The organism is Haloferax marinum (assembly GCF_009674625.1).
Classification (GTDB): domain Archaea; phylum Halobacteriota; class Halobacteria; order Halobacteriales; family Haloferacaceae; genus Haloferax; species Haloferax marinum.
The window spans coordinates 1,080,861-1,106,062 of record NZ_WKJQ01000001.1 but is presented as its reverse complement, the minus strand read 5'-3'; the positions used below and the strand labels follow the sequence as shown (position 1 = coordinate 1,106,062).

General features: G+C 64.3%; 29 protein-coding genes. 19 read left to right on the top strand and 10 right to left on the bottom strand.

What is annotated here, in order from left to right:
* Window positions 1–158: 158 nt before the first annotated feature.
* The 8 genes from GJR99_RS05605 to GJR99_RS05570 all read left to right on the top strand — a co-directional run bounded on the left by GJR99_RS05605 (window position 159) and on the right by GJR99_RS05570 (window position 8,809).
* Window positions 159–629, top strand: a complete 471-nt coding sequence (locus GJR99_RS05605; RefSeq protein ID WP_151110103.1) for a DUF7283 family protein — start codon at window positions 159–161, stop codon at window positions 627–629.
* Entirely contained in the window at window positions 607–999 is a 393-nt protein-coding gene (locus GJR99_RS05600) for a DUF7285 family protein (RefSeq protein WP_151110101.1), read from the top strand. The genes GJR99_RS05605 and GJR99_RS05600 overlap by 23 nt, the downstream gene beginning before the upstream one ends.
* Window positions 996–1,889, top strand: coding sequence for a DUF7284 family protein (locus tag GJR99_RS05595; protein ID WP_151110099.1), 894 nt, complete (start codon window positions 996–998; stop codon window positions 1,887–1,889). Before GJR99_RS05600 ends, GJR99_RS05595 begins: the two co-directional genes overlap by 4 nt.
* Window positions 1,877–4,963, top strand: coding sequence for a DUF7286 family protein (locus tag GJR99_RS05590; protein WP_151110097.1), 3,087 nt, complete (start codon window positions 1,877–1,879; stop codon window positions 4,961–4,963). Before GJR99_RS05595 ends, GJR99_RS05590 begins: the two co-directional genes overlap by 13 nt.
* Window positions 4,964–5,041: 78 nt before the next feature.
* On the top strand, window positions 5,042–5,461 hold the full coding sequence (locus GJR99_RS05585) for a DUF5791 family protein (RefSeq protein WP_151110095.1): 420 nt from the start codon (window positions 5,042–5,044) through the stop codon (window positions 5,459–5,461).
* The gene (locus GJR99_RS05580) at window positions 5,458–6,354 is read left to right on the top strand and encodes an SDR family oxidoreductase (protein WP_151110093.1); all 897 of its coding nucleotides are present in this window, start codon (window positions 5,458–5,460) and stop codon (window positions 6,352–6,354) included. The genes GJR99_RS05585 and GJR99_RS05580 overlap by 4 nt, the downstream gene beginning before the upstream one ends.
* A gap of 101 nt (window positions 6,355–6,455) precedes the next feature.
* Complete coding sequence (locus GJR99_RS05575) at window positions 6,456–7,640, top strand: DHH family phosphoesterase (protein ID WP_151110091.1); 1,185 nt, start codon at window positions 6,456–6,458, stop codon at window positions 7,638–7,640.
* Window positions 7,641–7,717: 77 nt separating this feature from the next.
* Window positions 7,718–8,809: an aldo/keto reductase gene (locus GJR99_RS05570; protein WP_151110089.1), complete on the top strand. Its 1,092-nt coding sequence runs from the start codon at window positions 7,718–7,720 to the stop codon at window positions 8,807–8,809.
* Window positions 8,810–8,839: 30 nt separating this feature from the next.
* On the opposite strand, the gene GJR99_RS17390 is transcribed toward GJR99_RS05570, so the two are convergent.
* Window positions 8,840–9,010 (bottom strand): HVO_0758 family zinc finger protein, encoded by a 171-nt coding sequence (locus GJR99_RS17390; RefSeq protein ID WP_191967074.1) that lies wholly within the window; start codon window positions 9,008–9,010, stop codon window positions 8,840–8,842.
* A 135-nt stretch (window positions 9,011–9,145) separates the two neighbouring features.
* Here GJR99_RS17390 and GJR99_RS05565 point away from each other — a divergent pair, with 135 nt between their 5' ends.
* The 4 genes from GJR99_RS05565 to GJR99_RS05550 all read left to right on the top strand — a co-directional run bounded on the left by GJR99_RS05565 (window position 9,146) and on the right by GJR99_RS05550 (window position 12,642).
* Window positions 9,146–10,306 carry an MFS transporter gene (locus GJR99_RS05565; RefSeq protein ID WP_151113870.1) on the top strand — a complete coding sequence of 387 codons (1,161 nt, stop codon included), beginning with the start codon at window positions 9,146–9,148 and terminating at the stop codon, window positions 10,304–10,306.
* Window positions 10,307–10,373: 67 nt separating this feature from the next.
* Entirely contained in the window at window positions 10,374–11,474 is a 1,101-nt protein-coding gene (locus GJR99_RS05560; RefSeq protein ID WP_151110087.1) for a glycosyltransferase family protein, read from the top strand.
* A complete protein-coding gene (locus GJR99_RS05555) occupies window positions 11,471–12,016 on the top strand; it encodes a DUF7109 family protein (protein WP_151110085.1) in 546 nt (181 codons plus the stop codon). Before GJR99_RS05560 ends, GJR99_RS05555 begins: the two co-directional genes overlap by 4 nt.
* A gap of 29 nt (window positions 12,017–12,045) precedes the next feature.
* Window positions 12,046–12,642 (top strand): NUDIX hydrolase, encoded by a 597-nt coding sequence (locus tag GJR99_RS05550; RefSeq protein ID WP_151110083.1) that lies wholly within the window; start codon window positions 12,046–12,048, stop codon window positions 12,640–12,642.
* A 198-nt stretch (window positions 12,643–12,840) separates the two neighbouring features.
* On the opposite strand, the gene GJR99_RS05545 is transcribed toward GJR99_RS05550, so the two are convergent.
* A complete protein-coding gene (locus tag GJR99_RS05545) occupies window positions 12,841–13,371 on the bottom strand; it encodes a DoxX family protein (RefSeq protein WP_151110081.1) in 531 nt (176 codons plus the stop codon).
* A gap of 393 nt (window positions 13,372–13,764) precedes the next feature.
* Here GJR99_RS05545 and GJR99_RS05540 point away from each other — a divergent pair, with 393 nt between their 5' ends.
* Window positions 13,765–14,547, top strand: a complete 783-nt coding sequence (locus GJR99_RS05540; RefSeq protein WP_151110079.1) for a DUF7388 family protein — start codon at window positions 13,765–13,767, stop codon at window positions 14,545–14,547.
* A gap of 60 nt (window positions 14,548–14,607) precedes the next feature.
* Window positions 14,608–15,756 carry an NAD(P)/FAD-dependent oxidoreductase gene (locus GJR99_RS05535; protein WP_151110077.1) on the top strand — a complete coding sequence of 383 codons (1,149 nt, stop codon included), beginning with the start codon at window positions 14,608–14,610 and terminating at the stop codon, window positions 15,754–15,756.
* A gap of 1 nt (window position 15,757) precedes the next feature.
* Here the strand turns inward: GJR99_RS05535 and GJR99_RS05530 are convergent, their stop codons facing one another.
* The gene (locus GJR99_RS05530; protein ID WP_151110075.1) at window positions 15,758–16,216 is read right to left on the bottom strand and encodes an Hsp20/alpha crystallin family protein; all 459 of its coding nucleotides are present in this window, start codon (window positions 16,214–16,216) and stop codon (window positions 15,758–15,760) included.
* Window positions 16,213–16,371, bottom strand: coding sequence for a DUF7559 family protein (locus GJR99_RS17385; RefSeq protein WP_191967073.1), 159 nt, complete (start codon window positions 16,369–16,371; stop codon window positions 16,213–16,215). The genes GJR99_RS05530 and GJR99_RS17385 overlap by 4 nt, the downstream gene beginning before the upstream one ends.
* Before the next feature lie 233 nt (window positions 16,372–16,604).
* Between GJR99_RS17385 and GJR99_RS05525 the strand changes: the two genes are divergently transcribed.
* Window positions 16,605–18,302: a radical SAM protein gene (locus GJR99_RS05525; protein ID WP_151110073.1), complete on the top strand. Its 1,698-nt coding sequence runs from the start codon at window positions 16,605–16,607 to the stop codon at window positions 18,300–18,302.
* Between the two features lie 199 nt (window positions 18,303–18,501).
* On the opposite strand, the gene GJR99_RS05520 is transcribed toward GJR99_RS05525, so the two are convergent.
* The 5 genes from GJR99_RS05520 to GJR99_RS17380 form a co-directional block, all read right to left on the bottom strand.
* Entirely contained in the window at window positions 18,502–18,906 is a 405-nt protein-coding gene (locus tag GJR99_RS05520; protein WP_151110071.1) for a TRAM domain-containing protein, read from the bottom strand.
* A 65-nt stretch (window positions 18,907–18,971) separates the two neighbouring features.
* Window positions 18,972–19,691 (bottom strand): YkgJ family cysteine cluster protein, encoded by a 720-nt coding sequence (locus tag GJR99_RS05515; RefSeq protein WP_151110069.1) that lies wholly within the window; start codon window positions 19,689–19,691, stop codon window positions 18,972–18,974.
* A 57-nt stretch (window positions 19,692–19,748) separates the two neighbouring features.
* Window positions 19,749–20,528, bottom strand: coding sequence for an MBL fold metallo-hydrolase (locus GJR99_RS05510; RefSeq protein WP_151110067.1), 780 nt, complete (start codon window positions 20,526–20,528; stop codon window positions 19,749–19,751).
* Between the two features lie 110 nt (window positions 20,529–20,638).
* The gene (locus tag GJR99_RS05505) at window positions 20,639–20,911 is read right to left on the bottom strand and encodes a winged helix-turn-helix domain-containing protein (protein WP_151110065.1); all 273 of its coding nucleotides are present in this window, start codon (window positions 20,909–20,911) and stop codon (window positions 20,639–20,641) included.
* Between the two features lie 124 nt (window positions 20,912–21,035).
* Window positions 21,036–21,194: a hypothetical protein gene (locus GJR99_RS17380; protein ID WP_191967072.1), complete on the bottom strand. Its 159-nt coding sequence runs from the start codon at window positions 21,192–21,194 to the stop codon at window positions 21,036–21,038.
* Window positions 21,195–21,289: 95 nt separating this feature from the next.
* Between GJR99_RS17380 and GJR99_RS05500 the strand changes: the two genes are divergently transcribed.
* Window positions 21,290–22,048 carry a class I SAM-dependent methyltransferase gene (locus GJR99_RS05500; RefSeq protein WP_191967147.1) on the top strand — a complete coding sequence of 253 codons (759 nt, stop codon included), beginning with the start codon at window positions 21,290–21,292 and terminating at the stop codon, window positions 22,046–22,048.
* An 80-nt stretch (window positions 22,049–22,128) separates the two neighbouring features.
* Window positions 22,129–23,031 carry a glycosyltransferase family 2 protein gene (locus GJR99_RS05495; protein WP_151110061.1) on the top strand — a complete coding sequence of 301 codons (903 nt, stop codon included), beginning with the start codon at window positions 22,129–22,131 and terminating at the stop codon, window positions 23,029–23,031.
* Between the two features lie 30 nt (window positions 23,032–23,061).
* Here GJR99_RS05495 and GJR99_RS05490 read toward each other — a convergent pair whose 3' ends face one another.
* Window positions 23,062–23,886, bottom strand: coding sequence for an amidohydrolase family protein (locus GJR99_RS05490; protein WP_151113868.1), 825 nt, complete (start codon window positions 23,884–23,886; stop codon window positions 23,062–23,064).
* A 217-nt stretch (window positions 23,887–24,103) separates the two neighbouring features.
* On the opposite strand from GJR99_RS05490, the gene GJR99_RS05485 reads away from it, so the two are divergent.
* Together GJR99_RS05485 and GJR99_RS05480 are read left to right on the top strand one after the other, a co-directional pair.
* Window positions 24,104–24,748, top strand: coding sequence for a helix-turn-helix domain-containing protein (locus tag GJR99_RS05485; RefSeq protein WP_151110059.1), 645 nt, complete (start codon window positions 24,104–24,106; stop codon window positions 24,746–24,748).
* Between the two features lie 82 nt (window positions 24,749–24,830).
* Window positions 24,831–25,106: a HalOD1 output domain-containing protein gene (locus GJR99_RS05480; RefSeq protein WP_151110057.1), complete on the top strand. Its 276-nt coding sequence runs from the start codon at window positions 24,831–24,833 to the stop codon at window positions 25,104–25,106.
* The last annotated feature ends 96 nt before the right edge of the window (window positions 25,107–25,202 follow it).

The window sequence follows — 25,202 nt, the reverse complement described above, 5'->3', positions numbered from 1 at the left end:
GTTCGAGCATGGGGCGGTTGACCATCGGGCGTTCGAGCATGGGGCGGTTGACCATCGGGCGTTCGAACGTGGGACAGCTGGCCATCGGGCGTTCGAGCGTCGAGCGTTGGACCGAACCGTGCTGAGGTTTATATACTCGAACGGGACCACTCCGGTCTATGTTCGACGCACCGCTCGAATCGCTGTACACGTGGGCCGCACTCTCGGTGGCCGCGACAGTTCTGCTCGGTATCGTCGCGGGACTCCCGACGACTCCGGCACCGGACGCATCCGGCGTCGCGGACACCGTCGATGGCGTCGCTGTCGCCGAGTACGATACCGTGGCCGAACACTCACTCGGCGCCGAATCCGTCCGCCTCGGCGCACACCGCATCGGCCTCCGTAACGCCGGTGGAACCGCACACGCGACGTTCGCGTTCGGCCCAGTTACGCCGGCGGCACCCGGAACGAAACTCGAGTCGGTCGCGTTCGGTGCGCGACCGAGCGCAGTCTTCGAGTCGCCTGCTGAACTCCGTACCGCCGTTGCAGACGCACAACAGACCAACTCGTCGTGGCGGCCGGCCGCCGAAGAACTCGTCGTTCGACACGTCTCGTGGGAGGGAATGGATGTCACCGTCGTCGCCGCGTAGGGCTCAGACCTCGCCGGTCGCCGCGCTCACCGCACTGGTGGTCGTCTGTGCAGCGCTCTCTGGGTACGCGACGGTGCTCGACCGCTCACACCCGGTCGCAGACCGAGCCCTCGCACCGGCCACGCTCGACAACGTCGAATCGTTCCTCGTGGACGACGCCGGCGTCGTCGAACTCCGCCGCCTCTCGACTGCTCGCTCGGCCTGCCCAGACGGGTACGCCTGCCGAATCGTCGTCGCCGCCGGCGACGAGCGGCGCGTCGTCGGAGCCGACGCACCGACAGACGCAGACGGCGACTCCACCCGTGTGAGTGTCCGCACGGCCCCCGGACACGTCAGGTTCGGAACCCTTCGCGTGGAGGTCTGGCGATGACCGACCTCGTCTTCGACGTGACGGTCTGTCTCTTACTCGTCGGCGCGAGCGTTGGACTCGTCGTCACGGCCGGCACAGGAGCGACCGCCGGTGGCGCTGTCGACACCGACGGAACCGCCATCGATGCGACCGACGTCGCGACGTCGCTCGCGACGAGTACCGCGACGGTCCACTACGACCTCGAACCCGGCGTCGCCGACGCAGACCCGTCGCTCCTCGGCACGGGTGGTGTCGATTCTCGTGAACTCGAGCGGACTGCACACGGCAGCCTCGCTGGATTGCTGGGTCGCGCAACGCTCGGTGCTGTCGCCATCGACGGCGAGAGGCTCACGCACGCTCGAGACGACTTCCGCCACCGAGTCCGGAGTCGAGTCGCGTCGGAACTCCCCGCCCGTGGTGTTCACGTCGCAGTGCAGTGGACGCCGTATCCAAACGCACCGATTCGAGCGACGACTGACGTCGGAGCCACGCCCCCAGCGACTGCGACGACACACGCGGCGGCGCTCGACGTTCCGAGTGGATTCCCTGCCGCACGCGCCGACGCACTCGCCGCGAGCGACGACGGCTTCGAAGCCGTTGCGGCCGTCGTCGCCAACCGAACGGTCGCAGGGCTGTTTCCGCCATCACTGGCGCGCCTCGCACTTCGGGGTGACGCTCCCGTCTCGACGCTGATGCGACATCGCTACGAGCGCGCAGGGACGTTGCTAAACGCCTCGGTCACGCCAGAAGTCGCCGCGGAGGAGACCACCGCCGCGAACGCTGACCTCGAATCGGCGCTCTCTCGACGACTCGAAACGGACATGCGCCGTCGGTACGACGACCCTCGCCGGGCCGCCGACGCGGTGTCGGTCGGTCGCGTCACCGTCGTCGTCAGGACGTGGTCGCTGTGAGACTCGCAGACGACGACCGAGGCCGTGTTCCGTTCGCCTTACTCGGTGTGCTGTTGCTCGTCGGGAGTGCGACGTTCTCCGGGGCGCTGTCGACCCACGACCCTGTTACCGACGGACGAGTCGAAGACGCAATCGACCAGGTGAGCGCCCAGACCGACGCCGCAGTCCGTGCGGCGGTGCACGACGCGGCACGCGAGGCCGCGGCGAACCCCGTCACCGAGCCCTCGAACACGACAGTCGGACGAGTTCTCTCGGAGAACCGGACGTTTCGGGACTACCTCCGACTGCGAATCGCGCTCACCACGTCGGAGCGACTCCAGACTATCGCTGCGAAACGCGCTGGGGTCTCTGCGACGGCCTCACTCCCCCGTCCGACGAACGAATCGACACTTCGCGCAGCACTCGAACGCGTCGCTATCGAGTCTCGGGACAACGGGTCGATGGTGGTCGTCACTGTCGAGGACGTCGCTGTCGACGTGCACCGTGACGGCCAGCGAGTCGCTGAGAAATCGATGACGACGACTGTCGGCGTCCGAACGCCGGTCCTCGCACTCCACGAGCGAACCGAGACGTTCGAACACCGCCTCGACGCGAGTGCGACGAACGGCGGAACGGTCGACGCGACGGTGACGACTGCGCTCTGGACGGCGGCGTGGACCCGCGGATGGAGTCAGTACGCAGGTGCGCCGATCGAGAACGTCGTCTCGAACGACCACGCCGCGCTTGCCACGAACGCCGGCGTCCTCCTCGCTGAACAGCAGACGTTCGGAACGACCGACGCCGACGCACGGGGGGCGATTGGCCGTGCAGCAGTCCAAACTGGCGTTCGAAGTCTGCTCGCCCAGACCGGTGCGATGGGTGCGCCAGCGCTGGCAGACGCGCTCCCCGCGCCGAACCCCACGAGCGACTCGCGCGACCCACCGCTCCCGACGAACCGTACGATCGACGCCTCGATTCGGTCGGCGGCAGACCGTGCGCTCGTCTCGGTCCTCGACGGCCGGGACGGTTCAGACTCGCTCGAATCGGTGAGTACCGACGCGCACCGGGCGACCGTGTCGGTCGAATCCGACGTTCACGTCGTCGAACGCACCGACGACCCGCCGGTCGAACTCGGTCCCGACTGGGAACTCGTGGAGACGACGACGGAGACGAACTCGTCGGTCACGACGCTCCCGACGGGGACGCCCGCCGTCGCTCCCGACACGACAGTCGTGTCGGCCGCGTCTCGGAGAGTCACGACGAGCGAGGTGACGACGAGAACGTGGCGGCAGGGGAACCAGACGGTCTACACGAGCGAGGAGACGAGCGAACAGACACGCGTCGACGTCGCAATCGTTCTCTCTCCGCACACGGTTCCCGGTCCGAGTCGTCCGCTCGACCCAGTTCTCTCGGCGGGCGGCGCACTCGACGGCGAGAACTTCGCCGGCGCGTCGGCCGTCGCCTCGGACGTCGTCTCGACACACGGCGGGTTCGATGGCCTCGCCCGCGACGTGGCCGCCGGTGACGTTCCGTCGGAACAGACGGTGACTTCTGCGCGTGCGTCGGGAACGAACGCGTGGATTCGCTCGGACCTTCTGTCGCTCCACGACCGGGTGCGGAATCGGAGTCGTTCCTTCTCGGCCCGCGCAGTCGCTGGCGGTTCCGTGAACCCCGCGGCAGAACTCGCGGCCGACCTTCGGACAGACCGTGCCGAACTCGTCGGTGCACCCGCCTCCTACGACGGCGTCGCAGACCGGGCGCGTGTCGCGGTTCGTGCCGCGTATCTCGACCGCGTCGTTGCCGAACTCGACGAACGTGCCGCTCAGACCGCGGCCGCGACCGGCGCAGCGGACGACGCGGCCAGCGAGACGAGCGTCGGGTCGCTCTCTGCGGCGGTCGACGCCGAACAGACCGCACGGCGCGTCGTCGGAACGGTGGGTTCGAAGGGGACGACCGACCGGTCCGAAGACGTCCGATTCGTCCCCGACGCTGACCCGATGTATCTCTCGCTCGATGGACTCTCCGGGTCAGCCGTTCCGACCGTCGAGGACGAGGGAACGTACCATCCGCTCGTCGCTCGGAACACCAACCTGTTCACGGTCCCGTACGGCGACGCGACCGATACTGTTCTCGAACCCGTCTTCGGTGCTCGCCGCCGGGTTCCGCTTCGAGTCGCGGCCCACGCACTGCTCGCCGCAGACGACGCACTCGCGGCGTCGAACGACACGAGCGAGACGGGCGAGACGAACGAGACGAACGAGAAGTTGCAGACGCGACGCGACGCACTCGAACGCGCCGTCGTCCGAGCGACAGACCCGACTAAAGGTGCTGCCAGCGACGTCCTCGCCTTCCACACGGACCTCACGATGACCGAACGGCAAGCGGTCCTCCAGTCGGCGTTCGGTCGCTGGGACGACCCCGCACACAGGGCGCTGGCAGTGACGAACGGGTCCGTCTCGCGGGCCATCGCCGTGTCTGCGACCGAACAGGGGAGCGCCGAAGCCGACGTGCTCGAACTCCGTCTCGACGACGCGTTCAGGACTGTTCGCCGACAGAAGGCCACGACGGTCCCACAGCGACTCACCAACCGAACGGTCGAATCGACGCGCACCGCCCGACAGGACGCGCTCGCGTCGGTCGCGACGGACTCGGTGAAGAACGCGACCAGTGACGCCGTCGAACAGCGCATCGACGACACGCTCCAGTCGCGCTTCGACCGGTCGTTCCGCCGCGTCCCCGCCGGAATGCCAGTCGCACCAGTTCCAGGATACTGGTACGCGACGGTCAACGTGTGGGACGTGTCCGTCGCCGGCGAGTTCGCACAGTTCCGTCTCCACGCCCGTGGCAACGAAACGGAGTCGCTGACCTACGCTCGTGATGGGTCGGCAGTGTCGCTCGACTGGGACGGAGACGGCACTGCGGAGCCGGTCGGCCGTGGCGACCGCGTCGATTTCACTGTCGAGACGACTATCGTCGTCGCAGTCCCGCCATCGGGAACCGGCGTGGGCGACGTCGATGGCGACGCCGACGAGCGCTCGGCCGGGTGGGAGGGCGGACCGGGATGTACCGTTCCGACAGACTGCCGCGACGCGTGACTGGTCGGCAGACGAGTCACGGCACAGTTCGTACCGAGTAACAACCGTTTTGCCGCCCGACTCCCCACCCATCGGTATATGTTGTACGACGCCGTCGAGCGACCCGGCACCGTGACCCCTGACGAACTTCGGGCCGCCTACGAAGAGGAGGTCCGCGCCGCAGTCGACGCGGCAGGTGTAGATGCTGCCGCCACTGCCGCCGACGTCTCCGAAGACGCCCTCTCGGACGGCGTCTTGGAGTTGACGCTCGAACAGGCCGCGTCTATCCTCGCGCTCACCGACGGATACCCGGACGCAGACGCCATCGCGTGGGAGTTCCGCGACCACCTCCTCATGGGAATGACGACGGGCATCCTCGACGTGGACACGCTCGCGTCCGAAATCGAACTCGACCTCTCGGGCCAAGAGATTCAACAGGCTATCGAGGGACGCACGGCGACGACGCTCGACGAACTCGCGGCCATCCACCACGTCATCGCCGTCCGAAACGAGCGATGAGAGTCGCCATCCTCGGGTGTGGCTACGTCGGCCTCGAACTCGCACGGCAACTCGTCGCCGGCGGTCACGAGGTGTGGGGCGTCCGACGGTCGGACGCCGGCCTCGACGCAGTCTCAGAAACCGGTGCGACGGCGGTTCGCGCCGACGTGACGGACGCAGCGTCTCTCACTGCGATTCCCGACGTGGACCACGTCGTCTTCGCGGCGAGTTCCGGCGGGCGAGGGGCCGCCGCCGCCCGAACCATCTTCGTCGATGGTCTCCGGACCGCCATCGACCACTTCGCCGCACGGGATACCGCACCAGACCGACTCGTCTACACGTCGAGTACGGGCGTCTACGGCGACCACGACGGCGACTTCGTCGACGAATCTACGCCACTCGACCCGACGACGGACAAGACGCGCGTGCTGGCCGAAGCAGAACGAGTCGCACGCGAGTACGCCGCGGAACGCGGACTCGACGGGACGGTCGCCCGTTTCGCTGGCCTCTACGGACCCGACCGCTACCGTCTCGAGCGCTATCTCGACGGCCCTGTCACCGACGGCTATCTCAACATGGTCCACCGTGACGACGCCGCCGGTGCTGTCGCGTTCTTCCTCGAAACCGACCGCGCACGCGACGACGTGGTCCTCGTCGTCGACGACGAACCCGTCTCGAAACACGAGTTCGCAGATTGGCTTGCCGACGAGTGCGACGTTCCCCGGCCAGCAAAGCGGTCGAAAGCAGAACGCCTCGACGAGGGTGACCTCTCCGAGGCGGCGCAACGTCGCATCTTGACGAGCAAACGCTGCTCGAACGACTCCCTCCGAAAACTCGGCTACGAGTTCACTCACCCAACATATCGGTCAGGCTACCGAGCGGCAATCGACGCCTATCGGGCGGCCGACCGCTGAGCATCTCCTGCCGCCGATACGTTCAGGGGTCGGACGTTCTGTCAATCGAGAAAAATCGATTAGGGGGAATCTTCATACCATCTCCTCCAGTCGTCTTCAGTATGGTCGGTTCGGTGGGGCAGTACGACTCTGGCGAGATGTTCGAGTCGATTGGCTCGTTCGTCAGCACTCATCCGGAGTTAGCAGCGGCTATCGTCGTCGGTTTCGGCGCCGTCATCCTCGCCCTCTACGCGGCAATTCGCTTCAAGCGGCCGATGGGAACACGGTTCGTAGAAGCCCTCGAAGACGTAGAGGAGGTTGCCGTCCTCATGCACCCCAACCCGGACCCCGACGCCATGGCCGCCGCAATCGGTGTGGCCTGTCTCGCCGAACAGGTCGGGACGACACCGACGATTCAGTTCGCAGGGCAGATTCGACATCAGGAAAACCGTGCGTTTCGAACCGTTCTCGACCTCGATTTAGACGCTATCGACCACGTGAGCGACCTCGCCGCCGAGGCAGTCGTCCTCGTGGACCACAACACGCCTCGCGGATTCGCAGGCGCAGAAGGCGTCCTCCCGTACGCTGTCATCGACCACCACCCCGGTGACGGCACGGGCGAGGCGTTCACCGACGTCCGCACCGACTACGGTGCGTGTTCGAGCATCGTCGCGGAGTACTTCCGAGACGTCGGCGCGAAACCCGTCCCACCGGACATGCACGCGAGCGAAGTGAACTCGACGTACACGGTCCCCTCACAGGTGGCGACCGGGCTCGTATACGGGATTCTCACCGACACGAAACACCTCACTGCCGGCTGTTCGTCGGCCGACTTCGACGCTGCGGGCTACCTCTTCCCCGGCGTCAACGAAGACCACCTCGACCGTATCGCCAACCCCGAAGTCTCACGCGAAGTCCTCGAAGCGAAGGCACGTGCCATCGCCGGCCGCGACGTTCGCGGCCCGTTCGCCGTCGCCGACATCGGGACGATATCGAACGTCGACGCCATCCCGCAGGCGGCCGACGAACTCATTCAACTCGAAGGCGTCACCGCGGCGGTCGTCTGCGGTGAGCGCGACAGCAACGTCTATCTCTCGGGTCGCTCGCGCGACGACCGAGTCCACATGGGCCGGACGCTCGAAGCGGCGCTGAGCGACTACCGCGGTGCCAGCGCCGGTGGCCACGCTCGGATGGGTGGCGGGCAGATTCTCCGCCCGGACACCATCGCAGACGGCGGTAACGGGAGCGGAATCGCCCGCGACGAACTCATCGAGAACATCTTCGAGGCGCTCACGGGCGACATCTGAGCGTCCGACCGAGCACAGTGTTTCACCACTGGACCGGGACCGGTGGCCCTTAACCGTCGGCAATCCTAGCGCCGCCCATGGCTACTGGACGGGGAACGTGGGCCTACCGTGACCGCTTCGGCGACAGTTTCGGTCGGACCTTCTTCCGACGATTCGGTCCCGGTGTCGTCTCGAGTATCGGTATCGGGACGTATCTCGGTGACCCGACCGACGAAGTCGACGACCGATACCGTGAGTCGCTCGTCCTCGCGTTGGAAAACGGCATCAATCTCGTCGATACGGCGTCGAACTACCGTCACGGTCGTTCGGAACGCGTCGTCGGTGACGCACTCCGCGAGGCCGACACCGACCGCGAGGCTGTCGTCGTCGCGTCGAAGGCGGGATTCGTCCCCTTCGACCGCTCGCGTCCGGAGAACCCCGGACAGTACATCCGGGAGACGGTCCTCGATGCGGGCCTCGCGACGGCCGACGAACTCGCACACGGCAGTCACACCATCGCCCCGCAGTTCGTCGACGAGATGGTCGACCGCTCGCTCGACTTGATGGGGCTCGACCACATCGACCTCTACTACCTCCACAACCCAGAGACGCAGTTGGTGACGGCCGACCGAGAGACCGTGTACGACCGCATCGAGTCTGCCTTCGAAGTCCTCGAACGCCGCGTCGCCGCAGACGACATCGGACGCTACGGCGTCGCCAGTTGGGAGGCGTTCCGGGTCGCACCCGACCACGACGCGCATCTCTCGCTACCGGAAGTGGTCCGCCGCGCCGAACGCGCGGCCGAGACAGTCGGCAACGACGACTCCGGACTCGAAGCGATTCAACTCCCGTTCAACGTCGTGATGGCCGACGCGTTCACCGTGGACGCACACGAGACCGACGACGGCGACCTGACGAGTGCGCTGTGGTACGCACACGAACACGACCTACACGTCTTCTCCAGCGCGAGTATCGCACAGGGTGACCTCGCACGAAAGATACCCGAGTCGGTAAACGAGGTTCTGTCGGGAGACACGCTCGCGCAGCGTGCGCTCAACTTCTCGCGGAGTGCGCCCGGTGTCACTGCTGCGTTGGTCGGTGCGTCGTCCCCCGAGCACGTCGCAGAAAATGTTGCCGCCGGAACGTTCGACCCGCTCGGAGCGCGGGCATTCGATTCGGTCTTCGAGTGAGACTGGTCGCGGGAGCGTTTCTGTCGGGTCCTATCTGAGTTCTTTGAACTCGGCCCCGCAGTCCGGGCAGATTCGGAGCGCGAACACTTCGTCCGGGTCGTTCTTCTTCTTCAGTGTGTCACCGCACTCCGAACACGTCAGTCGCCCGTAGGTGTCTTTATCCAGGTCGCCGTCTCGAAGCCCCTTCCGCGTTGTCTTCATAAATCTCCGTTTGTGTAACGAACATAAAAACCCGCCGGCACCCCTGCAACTGAATCCCGCTTCGAAAGGGTTGTCACTCCAGGGCCCGCGGTTTCGAGCGTGTCACGTGGTCGCCTCTTCGGAACCCTCTGCGGAATGATATTCCTCGTCAACCTCGCGCGAGTCGTCTTCGCGCCCCTCCTCGGAGAGTTCATCACGTTCTTCGAAGTCAACCGGGCGACCGTCGGATTCGTCGCGACGCTCGTCTGGCTCGGCAGTGCGAGTCTTCGCGTGCCGACGGGATGGGTGCTCACGCGGGTGCCCCGCCACTACGTCGTCCTCGGAACCGGTGTCATCCTCGTGTTGGCCTCTGCGCTGACCGCCAGCGCCCAGTCTATCGAACTGTTGATGGTCGGTGCCGCGTCCATGGGACTCGCCTCGGGCGCGTACTTCGTCGCCGCGAACCCCCTCGTGAGCGAACTCTACCCCGAGCGCGTTGGCCGCGCGATGGGTATCCACGGAACCGCGAGCCAACTCGCCGCCGTGAGCGTCGCTCCGTTCGTCACGCTCGTCCTCGCCGTCGGCCCGGATATCGTCTCCCGGTTCGGATTCGTCTCGGCGTCGTGGCAACTCGTCTTCGTCTGTATCGGTCTCGCCGCCGCCGTCGTGACGACCATCCTCTTTTTCACGGCCCGTTCGACCGACCTCCCGGACGCGGGGTCGTCTGACCGTGACCTCCTCGGGGCCGTCCGCAAGGAGTGGCGTATCATCCTCACGGGCATCGTCATCCTCGGGTTCACGGGATTCGTCTGGCAAGGGGTGTTCAACTTCTTCGAACTCTACATGGAGACGAAGGGGCTCCCCCCGGCGACGGCGCGCAACATGCTCACCGTCGTCTTCGGTGCGGGTGTTCCGGCGTTCTTCCTGTCTGGCCGCCTCGCGGACAGACTCCCTCGGGTTCCATACATCCTCGGCGTCCTCACCGCGTTCGTCGCCTCACTACTCGTCCTCACGCAGACGACCGGACTCGTCAGCCTGCTCGTCGTCACGGCCATCCTCGGCTACGTCATCCACAGTCTGTTTCCCGCACTCGACACGTACTTGCTCGACACACTCCCCGACGAGAGCAGAGGCAGTGCGTACTCGGTCTACTCGTTCGGGATGATGGTCTTCCAGGCCAGCGGGTCGGGCGCAGTCGGCTATCTGACAGACGTGGGATTCACCTTCGACGAGGTGTTCGTCGGGTTCGCCCTCGGTCTGGGCGTCATCGTCGCCGGACTGGTCGTCTTCCAGCGTGCCGGGCGGATTCCGAACTGAGAGGCAGTTCCGGCAGCCCCCTCCACTCTCGCCGCACTTTTGCTCACCGAGTCCAACGACTGAGACGATGGAGTACGTACAAGAGCGGGTCACGACGCTCCACGACCTCTCCGGGCCGGTTCCGGACGCCCCGATAGACCGGGCGGCCGTCGTCGTTCCGATGACCGAACGGGAGTACGCAGGTCTCGCCGCCGAGCGCGTGCTCTCGACGCTGGAGTCGTTGTCGCCCGCGCGCGTGGTCGTCCCCCTCCGTGCCCCCGCCGAGCGCGTCGCCCCCTTCGTCGACTGGTTGAACGAGTTCGACCTGCCGCTCGACGTGCTGTGGTGCGACGGACCGCGTGTGGCCGAACTACTGGACGAGAGTGGTATCGACGGCGAGCGAGGAAAAGGCCGAGACGTGTGGCTTGCCCTGGGGTGTGCCGCCCGCGAGGAGTTCGTCGTCGTCCACGACGCGGACACCAAGACCTACGACGAACGGTACGTCACGAGACTCCTGTTCCCTCTCGCGCGTGGCCACGACTTCTCGAAGGGGTACTACGCTCGTGTCGAAGACAGCAAACTGTACGGGCGACTGTTTCGACTCTTCTACGCCCCACTGGTGCGCACACTCGCCGACGAGACGAACGTGCCGATCGTCCACTATCTCGACTCGTTCCGGTACGCGCTCGCCGGTGAGTTCGCCACGACGAGCGACCTCGCACAGAAGATGCGAGTGCCTCGTTCGTGGGGGCTCGAAGTCGGCACGCTCGGCGACGCGTTCACGCACGCAGGGTTCGACAGAACTGCGCAGGTCGACCTCGGCGCGTACGAACACGACCACCGGGCCGTCAGCGGCCCGACCGGGCTCTCAGATATGAGCGAGTCCGTCGGTCGGACACTCCTCCGGACAGTGCTCGAACACGGTGCCGACCTCGACTTCGAGACGCTCGCAGACCGCTACCGTGAGACTGGGTTCCAGTTCGTCGAGCAGTACGCTGCCGACGCAGCGTTCAACGGATTCGACTACGACCGGGCGGACGAGCGTCACCAGGTCGAGACGTACGCTGCCGCCGTCGTCGAACCGGACGAAGACACGCGACTACCGGCGTGGGCGGACGCACCGCTGTCGCCCGAGGACGTGTTGGCCGCTGCCCGCGACGATATCGCGGCGGTACAGGAGGGACGATGACCGAATCCGTATACGACGATTTAGCCGGCATCGTGGACCTCTTCGGTGCACTCACCCGCGAAGAGCTCGAAGACGCACTCGACGAACTCGCGTTCAAACAGGGCCGTGAGACCGACACTGACGCCCTCTCGGATACGATTTCGGACGCAATCGACGCGTACTATCTCGTCGCCTACGAGACCGACGAGGAGTCCGACGACGGTTCGGACGCGGACGCCGAGGTCGACGCCGACGCCGACGCGGGTACGAATGGCGAACTCCTCACTGTTGGCCCGATGGCGTTCCCGACGTTGCCGCCGCGTGCAGAGGACCTCCCACACATTCTCGACTATCCCGAGCGCGAGGTGCCCCGTGACGAACTCGCAGAACAGGTCGAGGCTCGTCTGCGTGCCGCCGCGGCGTCGGCAGTCCAGTCGGACGACACCGACGAAATCGAGCGCTTGCTCGACGTGACGTACGACCTCGAAGCGTGGGCGGACACCGACGTGGCGTCTATCAGGGACCGACTCGACGCAGCATTGGCCGGAGAGGGGCAGGCCTAAGTCGTGCCGTCGCTTTACGAGTTGTGACGATGGACCTCGCTGGCGTCACCCGACACGAACCGGTGACAGTCGAGGCGGGACGACGGGCAGCGGTCATCGCGCCCGTGTTGTTCCGCGACGAGCGGCCGCACGTTCTGTTCACGAAGCGAGCAGACCATCTCGGGGAGCATCCGGGTCAGATGAGTTTCCCCGGCGGTGGACGCGAACCTGCCGACGTGGACCTCCGAGCGACCGCACTGCGAGAGTCTAACGAAGAGATCGGACTTCGCCCCGACGAGGTCACGTTTCACGGGCGACTCGACGACATCCTCACCGTGACGGACTACTCTGTCACCCCGTTCGTGGCGACGGTTCCCGACCGCGAGTACGACCCCGACCAGCGAGAGGTCGCAGAGATTGCCGCGTTGGCGGTCGACGAACTCACCGACCGGTCGAACTACGAGTCGGAGCTCCGCGACCACCCGAAGTACGGCGAGGTTCGACTCCACTTCTTCCACGTAGACGGGTACACCGTCTGGGGCGCGACCGGTCGCATGCTCGTCCAACTGCTCGAACTCACGACCGACTGGGAAGTGCCGCCAGAAGTAGACCGGGTCGTCGACCCGGACGCCGACTATCCGGTGTAGTCGTCTCTCGGGACGAGACGTCGTTTCAGGACGAGACGCCGTCATCGAGTCTCGCTGTTCTCACAGACATCGGCTCTGCAGTGGACATCGGCTATGTAGTAGACATCGACTATGCAGTGTCGCTACTGCTCGGTGTGTAACGCGCTTCGAAAAAACGTTCTGCCGCATTCCCCCCCTCTTCTGACCGGGACCGGGCCTTCAGCCGAGGAGGTACTTCAGCGCGGGGCGCTGCTTGACGAACTCCATCTTCTCGATGATGGTGTCGAGGCCGTAGATGCGGCCCGCGGCGAGGGTGCCGACGATGACGAACATCATGAAGCCGAACAGGTCAGCGTTGACGAAGCCGTGTCCCCAGTCGGCGTTCCCGAGGTAGAAGAACACCATCAGGAAGCCACCGAAGAAGGCGGCGAGCCTGGTGAGTGCTCCGACGAGGATGCCGAGTCCGATGAGGAACTCACCGGCTGGAATCATGAAGTTCGTAATCTCGAGCATCCACGGCGTCTGGCCGACCCACACGAGGAAGCCGTGGATGGGCGAGCCACCAGTCGCGTTCACGAGATACCCGGCAGCGTTGAACGGTTCTGCAGCCGTCAGCTTCCCCCAGCCAGCGTGGAGGAACCAGTATCCCGTGATGATACGGGTGAGCAGGAGCACGTAGCCCGTGACGCCCTGCGAGTAGTCGAAGTCGATCCGGTTCCCCAGCATCTCGATTTGTCCGGTTGCGGCCATCTTAGTTCACCTTACATCTGAAACGATGGGAGGCTACACCATATAAGCGGAGACCGATTTTCGAATCTTTGGAACTGGGAATCAGCGAAAACGGGTCTCAGAGCCCACTTCTCCGCGAAATCGCTGTTTTCACTCTATTCGAAAAATGTAGGAATTCCACAATTCTACGGGTTCGAGACTCGAACCACGGGCAGACGACAACATCTCTATTGTACGTGACATTTCGTCTGCTCGACGGTGCCGCCTCGACGGGAGTATATAAATAGACGTTCGGATGGTCAGCGTCGCCGTCATCGACAAGGTTTTGGCCTCCTCCACGCTACCAATTCTCACATGGTCGCACAGACGATGGATCGCGTTCCGCGACGGTACTGAAATTTTTGTGGTGATAGCATGCTGACCGCCGGACGAGCGGTCTCGAAAGCTGGATTGGACGCTGTTGCACTCAAACCCGCCGAGTGCGACGTGCGTCGAGCACTCGATATCCCGCTGGATATCGTCGCTATCGATTACGAAGGCCGCCACCGAATACCCGACGCCGACGTCCTCGAGGCGCTCGCTGCGGAGAAAGAAGTCAGACTGACGACGCCGGTTCGCGTCGATGGCTTCGACCCACTCGGTGACGACTCGCTGTACGAGTGGATTCCCGAGGGCGTCCAACAGGTGTTGGTCGCGGGGCATCCTGCGTACCTCACCGACGAGGAGAAAGGTCGGCCGGTCGCACCCCGACTCCGGGTCGCGAGAGAGCAGGCCCCCGACGCGTGGGTCGGTACCGAGGGAATCGAACGAATCGCCCTCGCTGCCGGCGGCACCCAGTACGAACTGCTCTCACGGTCGACTCGCCGCGACGTTCGCGCGTTGCGCGCGGCCGGATACGACGGTGAGGTCGCTCTCTACGCACCGACCGCACTGACCGACGACGACGACGAGATTCTCGACGCTGTCGGCGCGTACATCTCGCGTCGCCGACCAGTCGCTCGGGCACTCCCCGACGGGTCTCCCACCGACTCGTCGGCGGACGGACGCGCGCGCGAGGTACTCCTCAAGGCCGCCCGCGACTACGCCCTCATCGGGTCAGTCGCGGACGTCCGCGAGCGTATCGACGACCTGCGCGACATCGGTGTCGACGTCGTCGTCGGCTATCCCGCACGCGGTGTCGACGAGTTCGCCGAGTAGGCGACACACCGCACCACGGCCTCCCACTCATTCAAATAGCATGCCGACTCAGCGTTGCGTATGGACGTGCCCGAGCGAGTCGCCGTCGTCGGCGCAGGCGCAGTCGGACTGACGGTCGCCCACGATTTGGCGACGGGCGGCGCTCGCGTCACCCTCTTCGAGCGAGACACGCCTGGGTCTGGCATGACCGGCCGGGCCGCCGGCATCTGTTACGACGCGTACGCGGAGGACATCGACGTCTCCGTGGCCGACCGAGCGATGACTCGCATTCGGTCGCTGTCGGGAACGGGCGGGTTCACCTTCCACGAGACGCCCTACGTGTTCCTCGCCCGCGACGGCGACGACGCGGCGGCAACCGCACTCACGGAGGCAGTCGAGCGAATGCGAGTCCACGGCCGCGACGTCTCGACGGCCACCGCCGACGAGTTGGGCGAGCGATTTCCCATCCGAACCGACGACGTCGCGCTCGCGGGCGTCGCGGAGAACGCCGGATGGGCCGACCCTGCGGCCTACGTCGACCTGTTCGTCGAGAAATGCGAGCAGACCGGCGTGGAGTTTCGCGTCGGTGACGCCGTGTCGGTTCGGGCCGACCCACCGGGCGTCGCTCTCGACGACGAGAGAACCGACGCCTTCGACGCCGTCGTCGTCGCTGCGGGCGTCCACTCGCGGTCTCTCCTCGTCGACGCTGGCTATCCGATTGCGCTCAAACCCTACCGGGTACAGGCACTCGTCGGCACCTGTGACTACCGCGGCCCGACGGTCTACGACGCGACAGCAGAGTCGTATCTTCGACCACATCCCGCTGGTGTCCTCGCCGGTGACGGCGTCGAACCGGTCGAGGCCGACCCCGACGAGTGGGACGAAACCGCAGACGACTGGTTCGTCCGCGACACGCTGGACGCAGTACAGCAACGAGCCGAGACAGCACCGACCGTCGAGCGAGCGTGGGCGGGTCTCTGCGGTGCCACACCCGACCGAAACCCGCTCGTCGGCGAGGTCACAGACGGCGTCTACGTCGCTTCGGGGTGGCACGGCCACGGCTTCATGTGGGCACCGGCGATAGGGGAACTCCTCGCCGGAGAACTACTCGGAAAAACGGATGTCGCTGTCCCCGACCCGTTCGACCCACGTCGGTTCGACGGCGACGAATCGTTCGCCGTCGTCGAAGGGATGACCGTGGCGGACGACGACGCAGAGACGACTCGGTAACTCAGGCGTCTTGGTCGTCGACGTCGCCGTAGTCGACCTCGTCTGCGTCGTCTTCTTCTGTGACTTCGATGTCGCTGCCGCGTTCGTCTTTCGGAATCTGAATCTGTATCGTCCCGTTCTTCTTGACCGTCGCCGCGCCGTCTGCCGCTTCGACGGCGGCGTCGGAGGGGAGCGTCGCGCTACTGGAGAGCGTGAGTCCGCGACCGGGGAAGCGCATCTCGTACCCTTCGTAGAACTCGCGGAAGCGGTCGATACGAATCTCGACTTCCCCGTCGAGGAAGCGCACCTGGACGTCTTCGGCACGGGCACCCGGTGCGTCGAAGACGACGAGGTAGGCGTCGTCGGACTCGAGGAGGTCGTGGGCGAGCGGTTTGCGCTCTTGCATCTGACTGACGCCTCGGCCGACGCGTTCGAGGACGGCGTTGGCCGCCGACTCGCCGAACTTTCGCAGGTCGCTCATAGTTGAATCTCCTCCAAGAACTGCTGTTCACCACAGTACGGACAGTTGAAATCTGCCAGCGTCACGTCGTCCGGCATGTCGTAGGTGTAGTGCAACTCGAACATGTCGAGTTCGCAGTCCTCGTTGGTACACTTGATTTCGAGGGTCGCAGGCATACCCATTTCTTGCGCTCCCACGCTCATAAACGCGCGGGAGGCGGAACCTGTCTCATCGGCGTTCGGTCACGGTGTCTGCCTCAGCAACGTTCGGTCACGGTATCGTACCTGCACTGCGTCCTCGGTCTCGTCTGCTCCGTCACCGCGACGCTCGACCTGCCACCGCGACGCTCGACCTGCCACCACGACGTTCGACCGGTTGCGTTTTCAGCGTCGAACGCAAACCCCGACCGATGACCGACCCCGCCGACCTCACCGTGACGATCGTCGACGGATACGTCGACGAACCGGCGCACTTCGGCGTGCCGCCGTACATCTCGACGTATCCGCGATTCACCGCAGGTGCGGTGGTCGACGCGGGCGTCCCCGAGTCCAACGTCGTCTACCACACCATCGACGAACTCCGCGACGACCGCCAGAAGTGGCGCGACGTGGCCGACGCGGACCTGATGATATACATCGGCGGCATGACCGTCCCCGGTAAGTACGTGGGCGGAACGCCTGCCGAACCCGACGAAGTCCGCGAACTCGCGTGGGTCGCCGAAGGAACGACCCTCATGGGCGGTCCCATCCGCTTCGGCGTCGGCGACGAGAACGCCGGCGGACAGGACATGCAGCGCAAGAACCTCGACTACGACTTCGTCGCCAAAGGCGACATCGAGGCGGCCGCCTTCGACCTCGTAGATAGCGCGCTCGAAGGCTTCGGTAACCGGATGCGCGACAACGAGGAACTCGACCGCTGGGCGGCCAAAGGGGCGTTCGTCGTCGAACAACACCCGAACCACCCCGACCACCTCATCTGCGAGATGGAGACCTCTCGCGGCTGTGCCTACCGATGTTCGTTCTGTACCGAACCGCTCTACGGCAACCCATCGTTCCGCACCGCCGACTCCGTCGTCAAGGAAGTCGAGAACCTGTACAACCGAGGTGCGAGACACTTCCGTCTCGGCCGACAGGCAGACATCTTGGCGTTCGGCGGCGACGGCGAAGCACCGAACCCCGACGCCCTCCGTCGCCTCTACGGCGGCATCCGCGAAGTTGCGCCGGACCTCGGAACACTCCACCTCGACAACGTCAACCCGATTACCATCGTCGAGTGGCCCGAGAAATCCCGCGAGGCACTCAGAATCATCGCCGAACACAACACGGCGGGTGACACGGCGGCGTTCGGTCTCGAATCGGCAGACCCCGTCGTCCAGGAAGAAAACAGCCTCAACGTCTCCGCAGACGAGTGTTTCGAGGCGGTGAAAATCGTCAACGAAGTCGCCGGATGGCGACCCGGTGACGACCCGGCAGACGCACCGACACACGGCCCGGACGCCGCAACTCGCCTGCCGAAACTCTTGCCCGGAATCAACCTCCTCCACGGATTGAAAGGCGAGTCCGAAGAGACGTTCGCGCACAACAAACGCTTCCTCCAGCGCGTCTACGACGAAGGCCTGATGGTTCGCCGTATCAACATCCGCCAGGTCATGGCGTTCGACGGAACCGAGATGTCGGATACCGGCGCGTCCATCGCCCGTGACCACAAGCAACTGTTCAAGAAGTACAAACAGGAGGTCCGCGAGGATATCGACCGACCGATGCTCCGACGGGTCGCCCCACCGGGAACCGTCCTTCCCGACGTCCACCTCGAATACCATCAGGACGGACGGACGTTCGGCCGACAACTCGGCACCTACCCACTGCTCGTCGGCATCCCCGGAGAGCGCGAACTGGGCCAAATCGTCGATATCGTCGTCACCGACCACGGCTACCGGTCTGTCACCGGCGTCCCGTACCCACTGGATATCAACGAAGCGTCGATGGACGAACTGACGGCTATCCCCGGTATCGGCAAGTCTACTGCCGGCGACATCGTGGTGAACCGCCCCTACGACGCTCCAGCAGACGTCGGTATCGACGCGAATCTCCTGAAGTACGTTCAGTAGGAGATATCGGCTTTCTATCGCTGTTCTTCACGTGCAAGTGTGCTCTCTCGTTCACTCGCAAGACCGGTGGGTCGTTCACTCGAAATCGTGGTCTGTCCGAGTGAGTCGCTCCGGGATGGGTCGGCGTCGTCGCGCGCGTTCCGCGAAGCAATCCGCTGAGATTCGTCGATGCCGCGAGTCCGTCCGAAAAAGTACGCTGTTAGAAGTCGTCTTCGACCACTTCGCCGACTGCGAAGTTAGACTTGACTTCGGTAATTTCGACCTTTACACGTTCGCCAACGTCGGTACCGGGGACGATGATGACGTAGCCACGCTCGACGCGGGCGATACCGTCACCTTGCTTTCCGATATCCTCGATTTCGACGTACCGAAGCTCTCCGGGTTCGACCGGGGGTTGTGGTTCGGCGGATGGCGTGGCCTCGCCGCTCGGTTCGGCCTCGACGGCCTCTTTCGTTTCGCGAGAGATGAGAGCGACGCGGTACGTCTCACCGGGGTCGATAGCACCGGTTTCGACTTCGCGGCGAGGAATTTCGACGATATATCGGTCGTCCTCGGTACGAACGTCAGCATTGAACAGACACAGGAGTTTATCTGAGATTTCCACCGTTAGACCTCCACTATGTGGTCAGTCCGAACTGTTAAAGATGTACCGCCGTCCCTGACATTCGGCTACTGCAGTTCGGCCCCGTCGGGTGACTTCGCGCCTTCGGAGTCGTGGACGACCACCTCGCCCGGTTCAGTTTCGACCGGTTCGTAGGCCGCTGAGACGGCGATTGCCTCCTCGATTTCGCGGACGGCACGTTCTTTGAGTGCCCCGGCCAGTTCCGCCGCGTCCCCCCGCGAGATGTCCCGGCCGAGACCTTCGCACTCGTGGGCACGGACGACTCCCGCTTCGTCTACGGCCTCGCCCATCGGTTGACTCGTGCCGGCGACGTCGACACTGAACGGATACGTCTCACAGATGAGCGGCCGGTCCTCGTGGACCTGACAGGTACCCTGTCCAGCGTCGTCTTCTTCGTAGAATCGGCAGTCGCCGCAGGCGTTCGTCTGGAGTGCCCACTCGAACGTCTCGCCTTCGAGTCCATCGTCGCCCTCGACGAGGCCGTAGGGCATAGGGCGGGCGATATCGCGCCACTCCAGCGAGGCGTCCGAGGTGGAGGCCACGGCGACGGAGTCGCCGTCAGCGTCGTAGCTGGTTGTCTCTTGAATCGTCCGCACCTCGTCGGGGAAGAGAGTCGCCGTGTGGGGTTCTCGCTCGCCGTCGTCCGTCTCGTACCCTTTGCAACACGCGCCACAGCGCGTGCACTCGAAGCCGATGGATTCGATAGCGTCGGCGAGTTCCGACACGTCGAGTTCGCGAGCGCGTGCGAGTTCGGCTTCGAGGTCCATACCCCTGATGTGGGCGCGAACGTCAAGAGGAACGCGGTTCGATGGAGCCCTCCGGTGCTATACGGGGACGACTCGTTCTTCGTCGGCGTCCCACGAGACACGTCGCTCGGCGGCGAGTTTCTCGATGTGGGCGACGACCGTCGCCCGTGCGAGGTCACGGACGGCCGAGATATCCTTGTCGTAGGCGGCGTCGGTCACGGCGTCGACCGTCTCGTTGCCCGCGTGGATGGCGTCGAGAATCTTGGCTTCGCGGGCGTTGCGATGGGCGACGAGGCGTGCGAGCGTCGCGCGTGAGTCGGATATCACGGGACCGTGGCCGGGAGCGAGCGTGTCTGGATTGCGCGCGTGGAGTCGTCTGAGTGCGACGAGATACGCGCGCACGTCGCCTTCGGGGGCACCGACGACGACGCTCCCCTCCGCGACTGCGAGGTCACCAGTCAGGTAGTCGTCGCCGGCGACGAACGTCACGTGGTCGCGTGCATGGCCTGGCGTATCGAGCACTTCGACGCCGGACCCGACGGGGATGGTCGTCCCCTCGACGAACGTTCGGTCCGGTTCGATACCGGTCGCCGCCTCGAACTCGCGTTCTCGGCCACGACGACACCAGACGGCGGCCCCTGTCTCCTGGGCGTAGTCGGCCACTGCACCCACGTGGTCCGAGTGGGTGTGGGTGACCGCGATGTGGTCTACCCCCTCCTCGACGAGTTCGTCGAGTTCGGCTGTTCGGGCCGCCGGGTCGACGAGTAAGCGGTCGTCGCCCTCCGAGACGAGGTACGCGTTCGTCGCACCCGTCGGGGCGCGAGTCGCGACGGGAACCGAGACGCGCGTGACGTGCATGCCGACGGCTACGCTCGGGAGTGGTTTATCGGGTTCGGCAGAAGTGGTGGCTTGGTCTGCGGGGTGCGCCCCCGCGGGCGTAGTCGTCTGCGATTCGGTAGCCGTCCAGTCTACGTGTTGAGGAAGTAGACCTGCTTGCGCGCGTCCTTGAAGGAGTAGCGCGACCCGACGAGGTCAGACTCTTCGAGACGGTTGAGTGCGTAGCGGACGGTTCGGTCGGGGAGCAGCGACTCTTCTGCGAGTTGGCCCTGCGAGAGCGGGGCGTCGCTTTCGAGAACTTTGGCGACGAGTTTCGCACTCGGCGGCAGTTCGCGGAGACGACTTCGGAACTCGGCTTCCGAAAGGATGTCTTCTGTATCTGGCTCTGCGGTAGTGGTGCTCATACTTGTGTCAGATAGTTCCTCTGTGTTAAGAGTTAGCTTCAAGTGTGACAAAACAATGCAGACACCTTATACACATATTATTTATCACAACTCGAGCAGTATTCGCCCGACTACGACCGGGTGTTCAGGCAGGCTGTAGTTTATCGACGGCAGGGGCACCGAGTCGATAGCTCCCCATCGGCGCGTGACAGTCGGGGCAGTGGACGACGAGCCACTCCTCGAAGACGTGACGCGTTAGCTCTTCGGCGTCGTGGTCCGACCCACACTTTCGGCACGTTGGCATACACCATGGTACGGTTTCTACAGATGAAAGTATATCCATAGACAGCAACGGATATCCAGTACCGTTTTACCATCGCCCCCGCGAGTATGCGTAGCGTGAAAGGAAAGGAGTGGTACCAGGCCGACGAGGTCGCCCAGGAGTACGACTCGAAGCGGTTCTCCAAGGGCGGTCGGCTCATCGACCGGCGGGAAAAAGAGGCAGTCCTCGCGGCACTCGGCCCTGTCGAGGACAAGAACATCCTCGAAATCGCTTGTGGGACCGGTCGGTTCACCGTGATGCTCGCTCAGGAGGGAGCGAACGTCGTCGGACTGGACATCTCACGAGCGATGATGGTACAGGGGCGGGAGAAGGCCCGTGCGGCGGGTGTCGCAGACCGAATCGAGTTCCTCCGCGGCGACGCTGCGCGCCTTCCATTCCCAGACGACTACTTCGACGCCGTGTTCGCGATGCGATTTTTCCACCTCGCGGACACGCCAGCGAAGTTCTTAGCGGAGATGGCGCGTGTCTCGAAAGACCAGGTGTTTTTCGACACGTTCAACGACCAGAGTCTTCGCGTCGCGTACAACTGGTTGCTCCCGATGGGGTCCCGACTCTACTCGGAAGCAGAAGTTCACAGACTACTCGCCGACGCGGGTCTCGAACTCAGGGACGCGAAACACGACTTCGTCGTTCCGTTCGGATTCTACCGAAAGATTCCGAACGGCATCGCACGACCGTTCCGGTCACTCGATCTCTCGGTGGGTAACACGCCGATCGGTGACGACATCGCGTCGGTGTCGTACTGGAACGCACAGGTCGGAGACGGGTCGGACGCGGAGTCTCGTGCGTCGAGTCGCGCGAGCGATGCCGAGTGAGAACGGGTGACACCGTCTCTCGATACACTTTAACACGGTTCTCGATTCACATTTAAGTACGTCCATCGCAAGTGTCCGGTATGGACCTCTCGGTTGTGCTCCCGACCCTCAACGGTCGGGACCGTCTCGCCACCAGCCTCGACGCGCTGGCCGAGTACGCCCCCGACGCCGAGGTTATCGTCGTCAACGGCCCATCGGCCGACGGGACGACCGGGATGGTGAGAGAACGCGAGGACGTAGACGTACTCGTCGAACTGTCCGACCGTAACCTCAACGTCGCACGAAACGCCGGTATCGAAGTCGCCACCGGCGACGTCATCGCACTCCTTCGATACGACCTCTCGGTCGAACCGTCGTGGCTGTCTGCACTGGAAGGCGCCATCGACGACGCCGACGTCGTCACCGGACCGTTACACCAGACGCTCCGCAACGGGATGACGACCGAATCGTTAGAAGAAAACACCATCGCAGGTCGCAAGGTCACCTACTTCAACGGTGGCAACGTCGCCTTCCGCCGACGCGTCATCGACTCGCTCGACGGGTTCGACGAGTACCTCCAGACGGGCGGCGCGCGCGACGCGGCTCACCGACTCGCACACCTCGACCGGACCGTCACGTGGGAACCCGAGATGTGCGTCCGCCGTGAGTTCGAAGCCGACGGTGGCATCTCGGAGCGTGAGTGGGGATGGAAGTATCGGTCGTTGACGTACCGACTCGTGAAGAACTACGGCCTTCGGCCGGCCACCATCGAACGAACTGCAAAACACGCCATCTCGGATGGGTTCGAAGCGGCCGTCGGTGTCCTCAAAGGCGACGTGACGCCGTCTGGGTGGGTTGGAACCGGACGCGACGTGGCCGCCGGTATCGCGACGGGTGCGTCCGATGGGATGGTCGCGCGTGCCCGTGACCGCTCGCGCGCCCGCAACCCACATGGGTGTTCCACACGAGCGGACCGCGCAGTCGCCCGCTACGACTGGCGCTGAGTCTGTCTCTGACGATTTCGAGCCTGAGTATTACGTTTCTCCCGGAGCGAGCGCCGAGATGACTCTGGCGGCGTTTTTCGAGAATGCCTTCGCCATCGCGTCTTCTGACACGTCGAGCGTCAGTATCTCCATGACGCCGACGTTCGGATGTGTCTCCGGCACACCGCTTCCGAACAGGACGCGGTCGGGGTGTTCGAGCAACGCTCGTTCGAGGACGCTCCGGTAGCGGACGAAACTCGTGTCGAGATACAGGTCGTCGTGGTCGTCGAGCAGGTCCATCGCGTCCTGCATCAGGTCTCGGTCGAGTGGGAACCCTCCGAAACTGGAGAGAATCACGGGGAACCGTCCTAACAGCGAGTCTGCGAGCGCACTCGGTGTGAACTCTCGTCCGCCCTGCACGAAGACTGGGAGGCCAACGTCTTCGAGCATCGCCAGCGTCTCGTCGTCCGGAAGGCCGTCGACGGCCGGGGCGAGACAGAACCCGTAGAAGCGGTCGTCGTACGCGTACTGTTCGACGTCGTCGGGGTCGGTGTGGAACTCCTTGCGCGACGAGGTGAGGTTTCGGAGGCGTGCGGACGTCCCACCACTCGGGTCACGCGGTCCGTTGACGCGGGCAAACGCGAGGAACGGTCGGTCGACGCTCATCCGCGCGACAGCGTTGTTCGGACGGAGGTAACTCTGGTCACCCGGTTGTGCGCCCGGCGAGACGATTGCCCGGACGACACCCGCTTGATGTAGTTCCCGCTCTAATCGCTCGGGGCTAATCTCTCGCCCGCGCGTCGCAATCGACTGTTTGTCTGGGTCGAGGCGAGCGTTCACGTCGACCACTCTGAACCCATGTTCCAGCTCCAGCATCGTCCACTCGGTCATCGGTGTCCGTCAAATAGGTTGTAGAATCACCGCTGAATACGTGTCGGCCGTTTGAGTTACGCGACTCACGCCGACACACCCCGCGCTACTCACGCCAACACGACCCACACTCTGAACCACACTCGAGACAGTCATTTACGCAAGAACGTCGCGAGAGAACACAACGACTCAGTTTTTTGGTCTACTCCGGCCATCGAACACCGTGTGTCTAATTGCGGAGGTTCTCGTCCCTCTTTCTGCGCTCCCCCCCGGTCAGTCGGTCGAGCGATACGACGTCCAACTCGAACTGGAGCAGTTGGTTCCGGTCTCTGCGGACGAGCGATCGTATCTCTGGGTACGAGGCCCCGACGCGACTTCGTTTCAGGAGGCCATCGAATCCGCACTTGGGACAGACGCGGTACAACTCGTCGGGACGGTTCCAAACGGTGCGCTCTACGGGTCTGACTGGGACTTCGGCCAGAGTCTCCTGCTCGCCGGATTGAGCGAGTACGACGCCGTCCTTCTGGAGTGTGTGACCATCGTCGACTTCTGGCGTCTGCGACTTCGTGTCCCCTCTCACAGCGCTCTGAGTGGACTCAAGCGATACTGGGCCAACAACGGAATCGACTCCGAGTTCGACCGTATCTCAGCCCTCGACTCTGTCGAAGCACCGGTCAGTGAGTCGTTGACCGACAGTCAACGCGAGGCGCTTCTCCTCGCACTCGAACGTGGATACTTCGACGAACACCGCCGAACCTCGCTCGACGAACTCGGGTCAGAACTCGACATCTCACGGCAGGCGGTGGCGGCTCGCCTCCGCAGGGCGTACCGAACGCTCGCAGAGATAATTCGTGAGGGGACTCGCTGAACCATCGTGAGAGGCCCACTGAACCCGGAAGATTACATAATCAACCCACACCCATACGTACTCCACTACCGATGCGGACTGTATGGACGACCAGCAAGACGAAAACGCTGGGTCCGTGGTAACCATCTCCGCTGACCGATATGACGATATTGCCGTTGCGATTACCTCGGCCGTCGCAACAGCAACTGAACTCACCCCTCTCGAACTTCCACCGTTGGCCGACATTGGTGTCGACCCAGAGGCACTCGACGCCGTCTTCCAACCATCTTGCGACACCTCCCGCCAAATCACGTTCCAGTACGCGGGGTTGCTCGTCTCGCTATTTGGCGACGGAACGGTCACGGTCAAACAGCGGTAGCGGTCACGGTCATACAGCGGTCGCAACTGACTGAATACCACGCGACCAAATAAGCGACTTACCGCCGGCCTGTCGTGCGATTTCATAGCGTACCAC

What these genes read in the sequence shown, in the direction of transcription:
- GJR99_RS05605 (WP_151110103.1), top strand. Translation starts at nt 159, where the DNA reads ATGTTCGACGCACCGCTCGAATCGCTGTACACGTGGGCCGCACTCTCG.
- GJR99_RS05600 (WP_151110101.1), top strand. Translation starts at nt 607, where the DNA reads ATGTCACCGTCGTCGCCGCGTAGGGCTCAGACCTCGCCGGTCGCCGCG.
- GJR99_RS05595 (WP_151110099.1), top strand. Translation starts at nt 996, where the DNA reads ATGACCGACCTCGTCTTCGACGTGACGGTCTGTCTCTTACTCGTCGGC.
- GJR99_RS05585 (WP_151110095.1), top strand. Translation starts at nt 5,042, where the DNA reads ATGTTGTACGACGCCGTCGAGCGACCCGGCACCGTGACCCCTGACGAA.
- GJR99_RS05580 (WP_151110093.1), top strand. Translation starts at nt 5,458, where the DNA reads ATGAGAGTCGCCATCCTCGGGTGTGGCTACGTCGGCCTCGAACTCGCA.
- GJR99_RS05575 (WP_151110091.1), top strand. Translation starts at nt 6,456, where the DNA reads ATGGTCGGTTCGGTGGGGCAGTACGACTCTGGCGAGATGTTCGAGTCG.
- GJR99_RS05570 (WP_151110089.1), top strand. Translation starts at nt 7,718, where the DNA reads ATGGCTACTGGACGGGGAACGTGGGCCTACCGTGACCGCTTCGGCGAC.
- GJR99_RS17390 (WP_191967074.1), bottom strand. Translation starts at nt 9,010, where the DNA reads ATGAAGACAACGCGGAAGGGGCTTCGAGACGGCGACCTGGATAAAGAC.
- GJR99_RS05565 (WP_151113870.1), top strand. Translation starts at nt 9,146, where the DNA reads ATGATATTCCTCGTCAACCTCGCGCGAGTCGTCTTCGCGCCCCTCCTC.
- GJR99_RS05560 (WP_151110087.1), top strand. Translation starts at nt 10,374, where the DNA reads ATGGAGTACGTACAAGAGCGGGTCACGACGCTCCACGACCTCTCCGGG.
- GJR99_RS05555 (WP_151110085.1), top strand. Translation starts at nt 11,471, where the DNA reads ATGACCGAATCCGTATACGACGATTTAGCCGGCATCGTGGACCTCTTC.
- GJR99_RS05550 (WP_151110083.1), top strand. Translation starts at nt 12,046, where the DNA reads ATGGACCTCGCTGGCGTCACCCGACACGAACCGGTGACAGTCGAGGCG.
- GJR99_RS05545 (WP_151110081.1), bottom strand. Translation starts at nt 13,371, where the DNA reads ATGGCCGCAACCGGACAAATCGAGATGCTGGGGAACCGGATCGACTTC.
- GJR99_RS05540 (WP_151110079.1), top strand. Translation starts at nt 13,765, where the DNA reads ATGCTGACCGCCGGACGAGCGGTCTCGAAAGCTGGATTGGACGCTGTT.
- GJR99_RS05535 (WP_151110077.1), top strand. Translation starts at nt 14,608, where the DNA reads ATGGACGTGCCCGAGCGAGTCGCCGTCGTCGGCGCAGGCGCAGTCGGA.
- GJR99_RS05530 (WP_151110075.1), bottom strand. Translation starts at nt 16,216, where the DNA reads ATGAGCGACCTGCGAAAGTTCGGCGAGTCGGCGGCCAACGCCGTCCTC.
- GJR99_RS17385 (WP_191967073.1), bottom strand. Translation starts at nt 16,371, where the DNA reads ATGCCTGCGACCCTCGAAATCAAGTGTACCAACGAGGACTGCGAACTC.
- GJR99_RS05525 (WP_151110073.1), top strand. Translation starts at nt 16,605, where the DNA reads ATGACCGACCCCGCCGACCTCACCGTGACGATCGTCGACGGATACGTC.
- GJR99_RS05515 (WP_151110069.1), bottom strand. Translation starts at nt 19,691, where the DNA reads ATGGACCTCGAAGCCGAACTCGCACGCGCTCGCGAACTCGACGTGTCG.
- GJR99_RS05510 (WP_151110067.1), bottom strand. Translation starts at nt 20,528, where the DNA reads ATGCACGTCACGCGCGTCTCGGTTCCCGTCGCGACTCGCGCCCCGACG.
- GJR99_RS05505 (WP_151110065.1), bottom strand. Translation starts at nt 20,911, where the DNA reads ATGAGCACCACTACCGCAGAGCCAGATACAGAAGACATCCTTTCGGAA.
- GJR99_RS17380 (WP_191967072.1), bottom strand. Translation starts at nt 21,194, where the DNA reads ATGCCAACGTGCCGAAAGTGTGGGTCGGACCACGACGCCGAAGAGCTA.
- GJR99_RS05495 (WP_151110061.1), top strand. Translation starts at nt 22,129, where the DNA reads ATGGACCTCTCGGTTGTGCTCCCGACCCTCAACGGTCGGGACCGTCTC.
- GJR99_RS05490 (WP_151113868.1), bottom strand. Translation starts at nt 23,886, where the DNA reads ATGCTGGAGCTGGAACATGGGTTCAGAGTGGTCGACGTGAACGCTCGC.
- GJR99_RS05480 (WP_151110057.1), top strand. Translation starts at nt 24,831, where the DNA reads ATGGACGACCAGCAAGACGAAAACGCTGGGTCCGTGGTAACCATCTCC.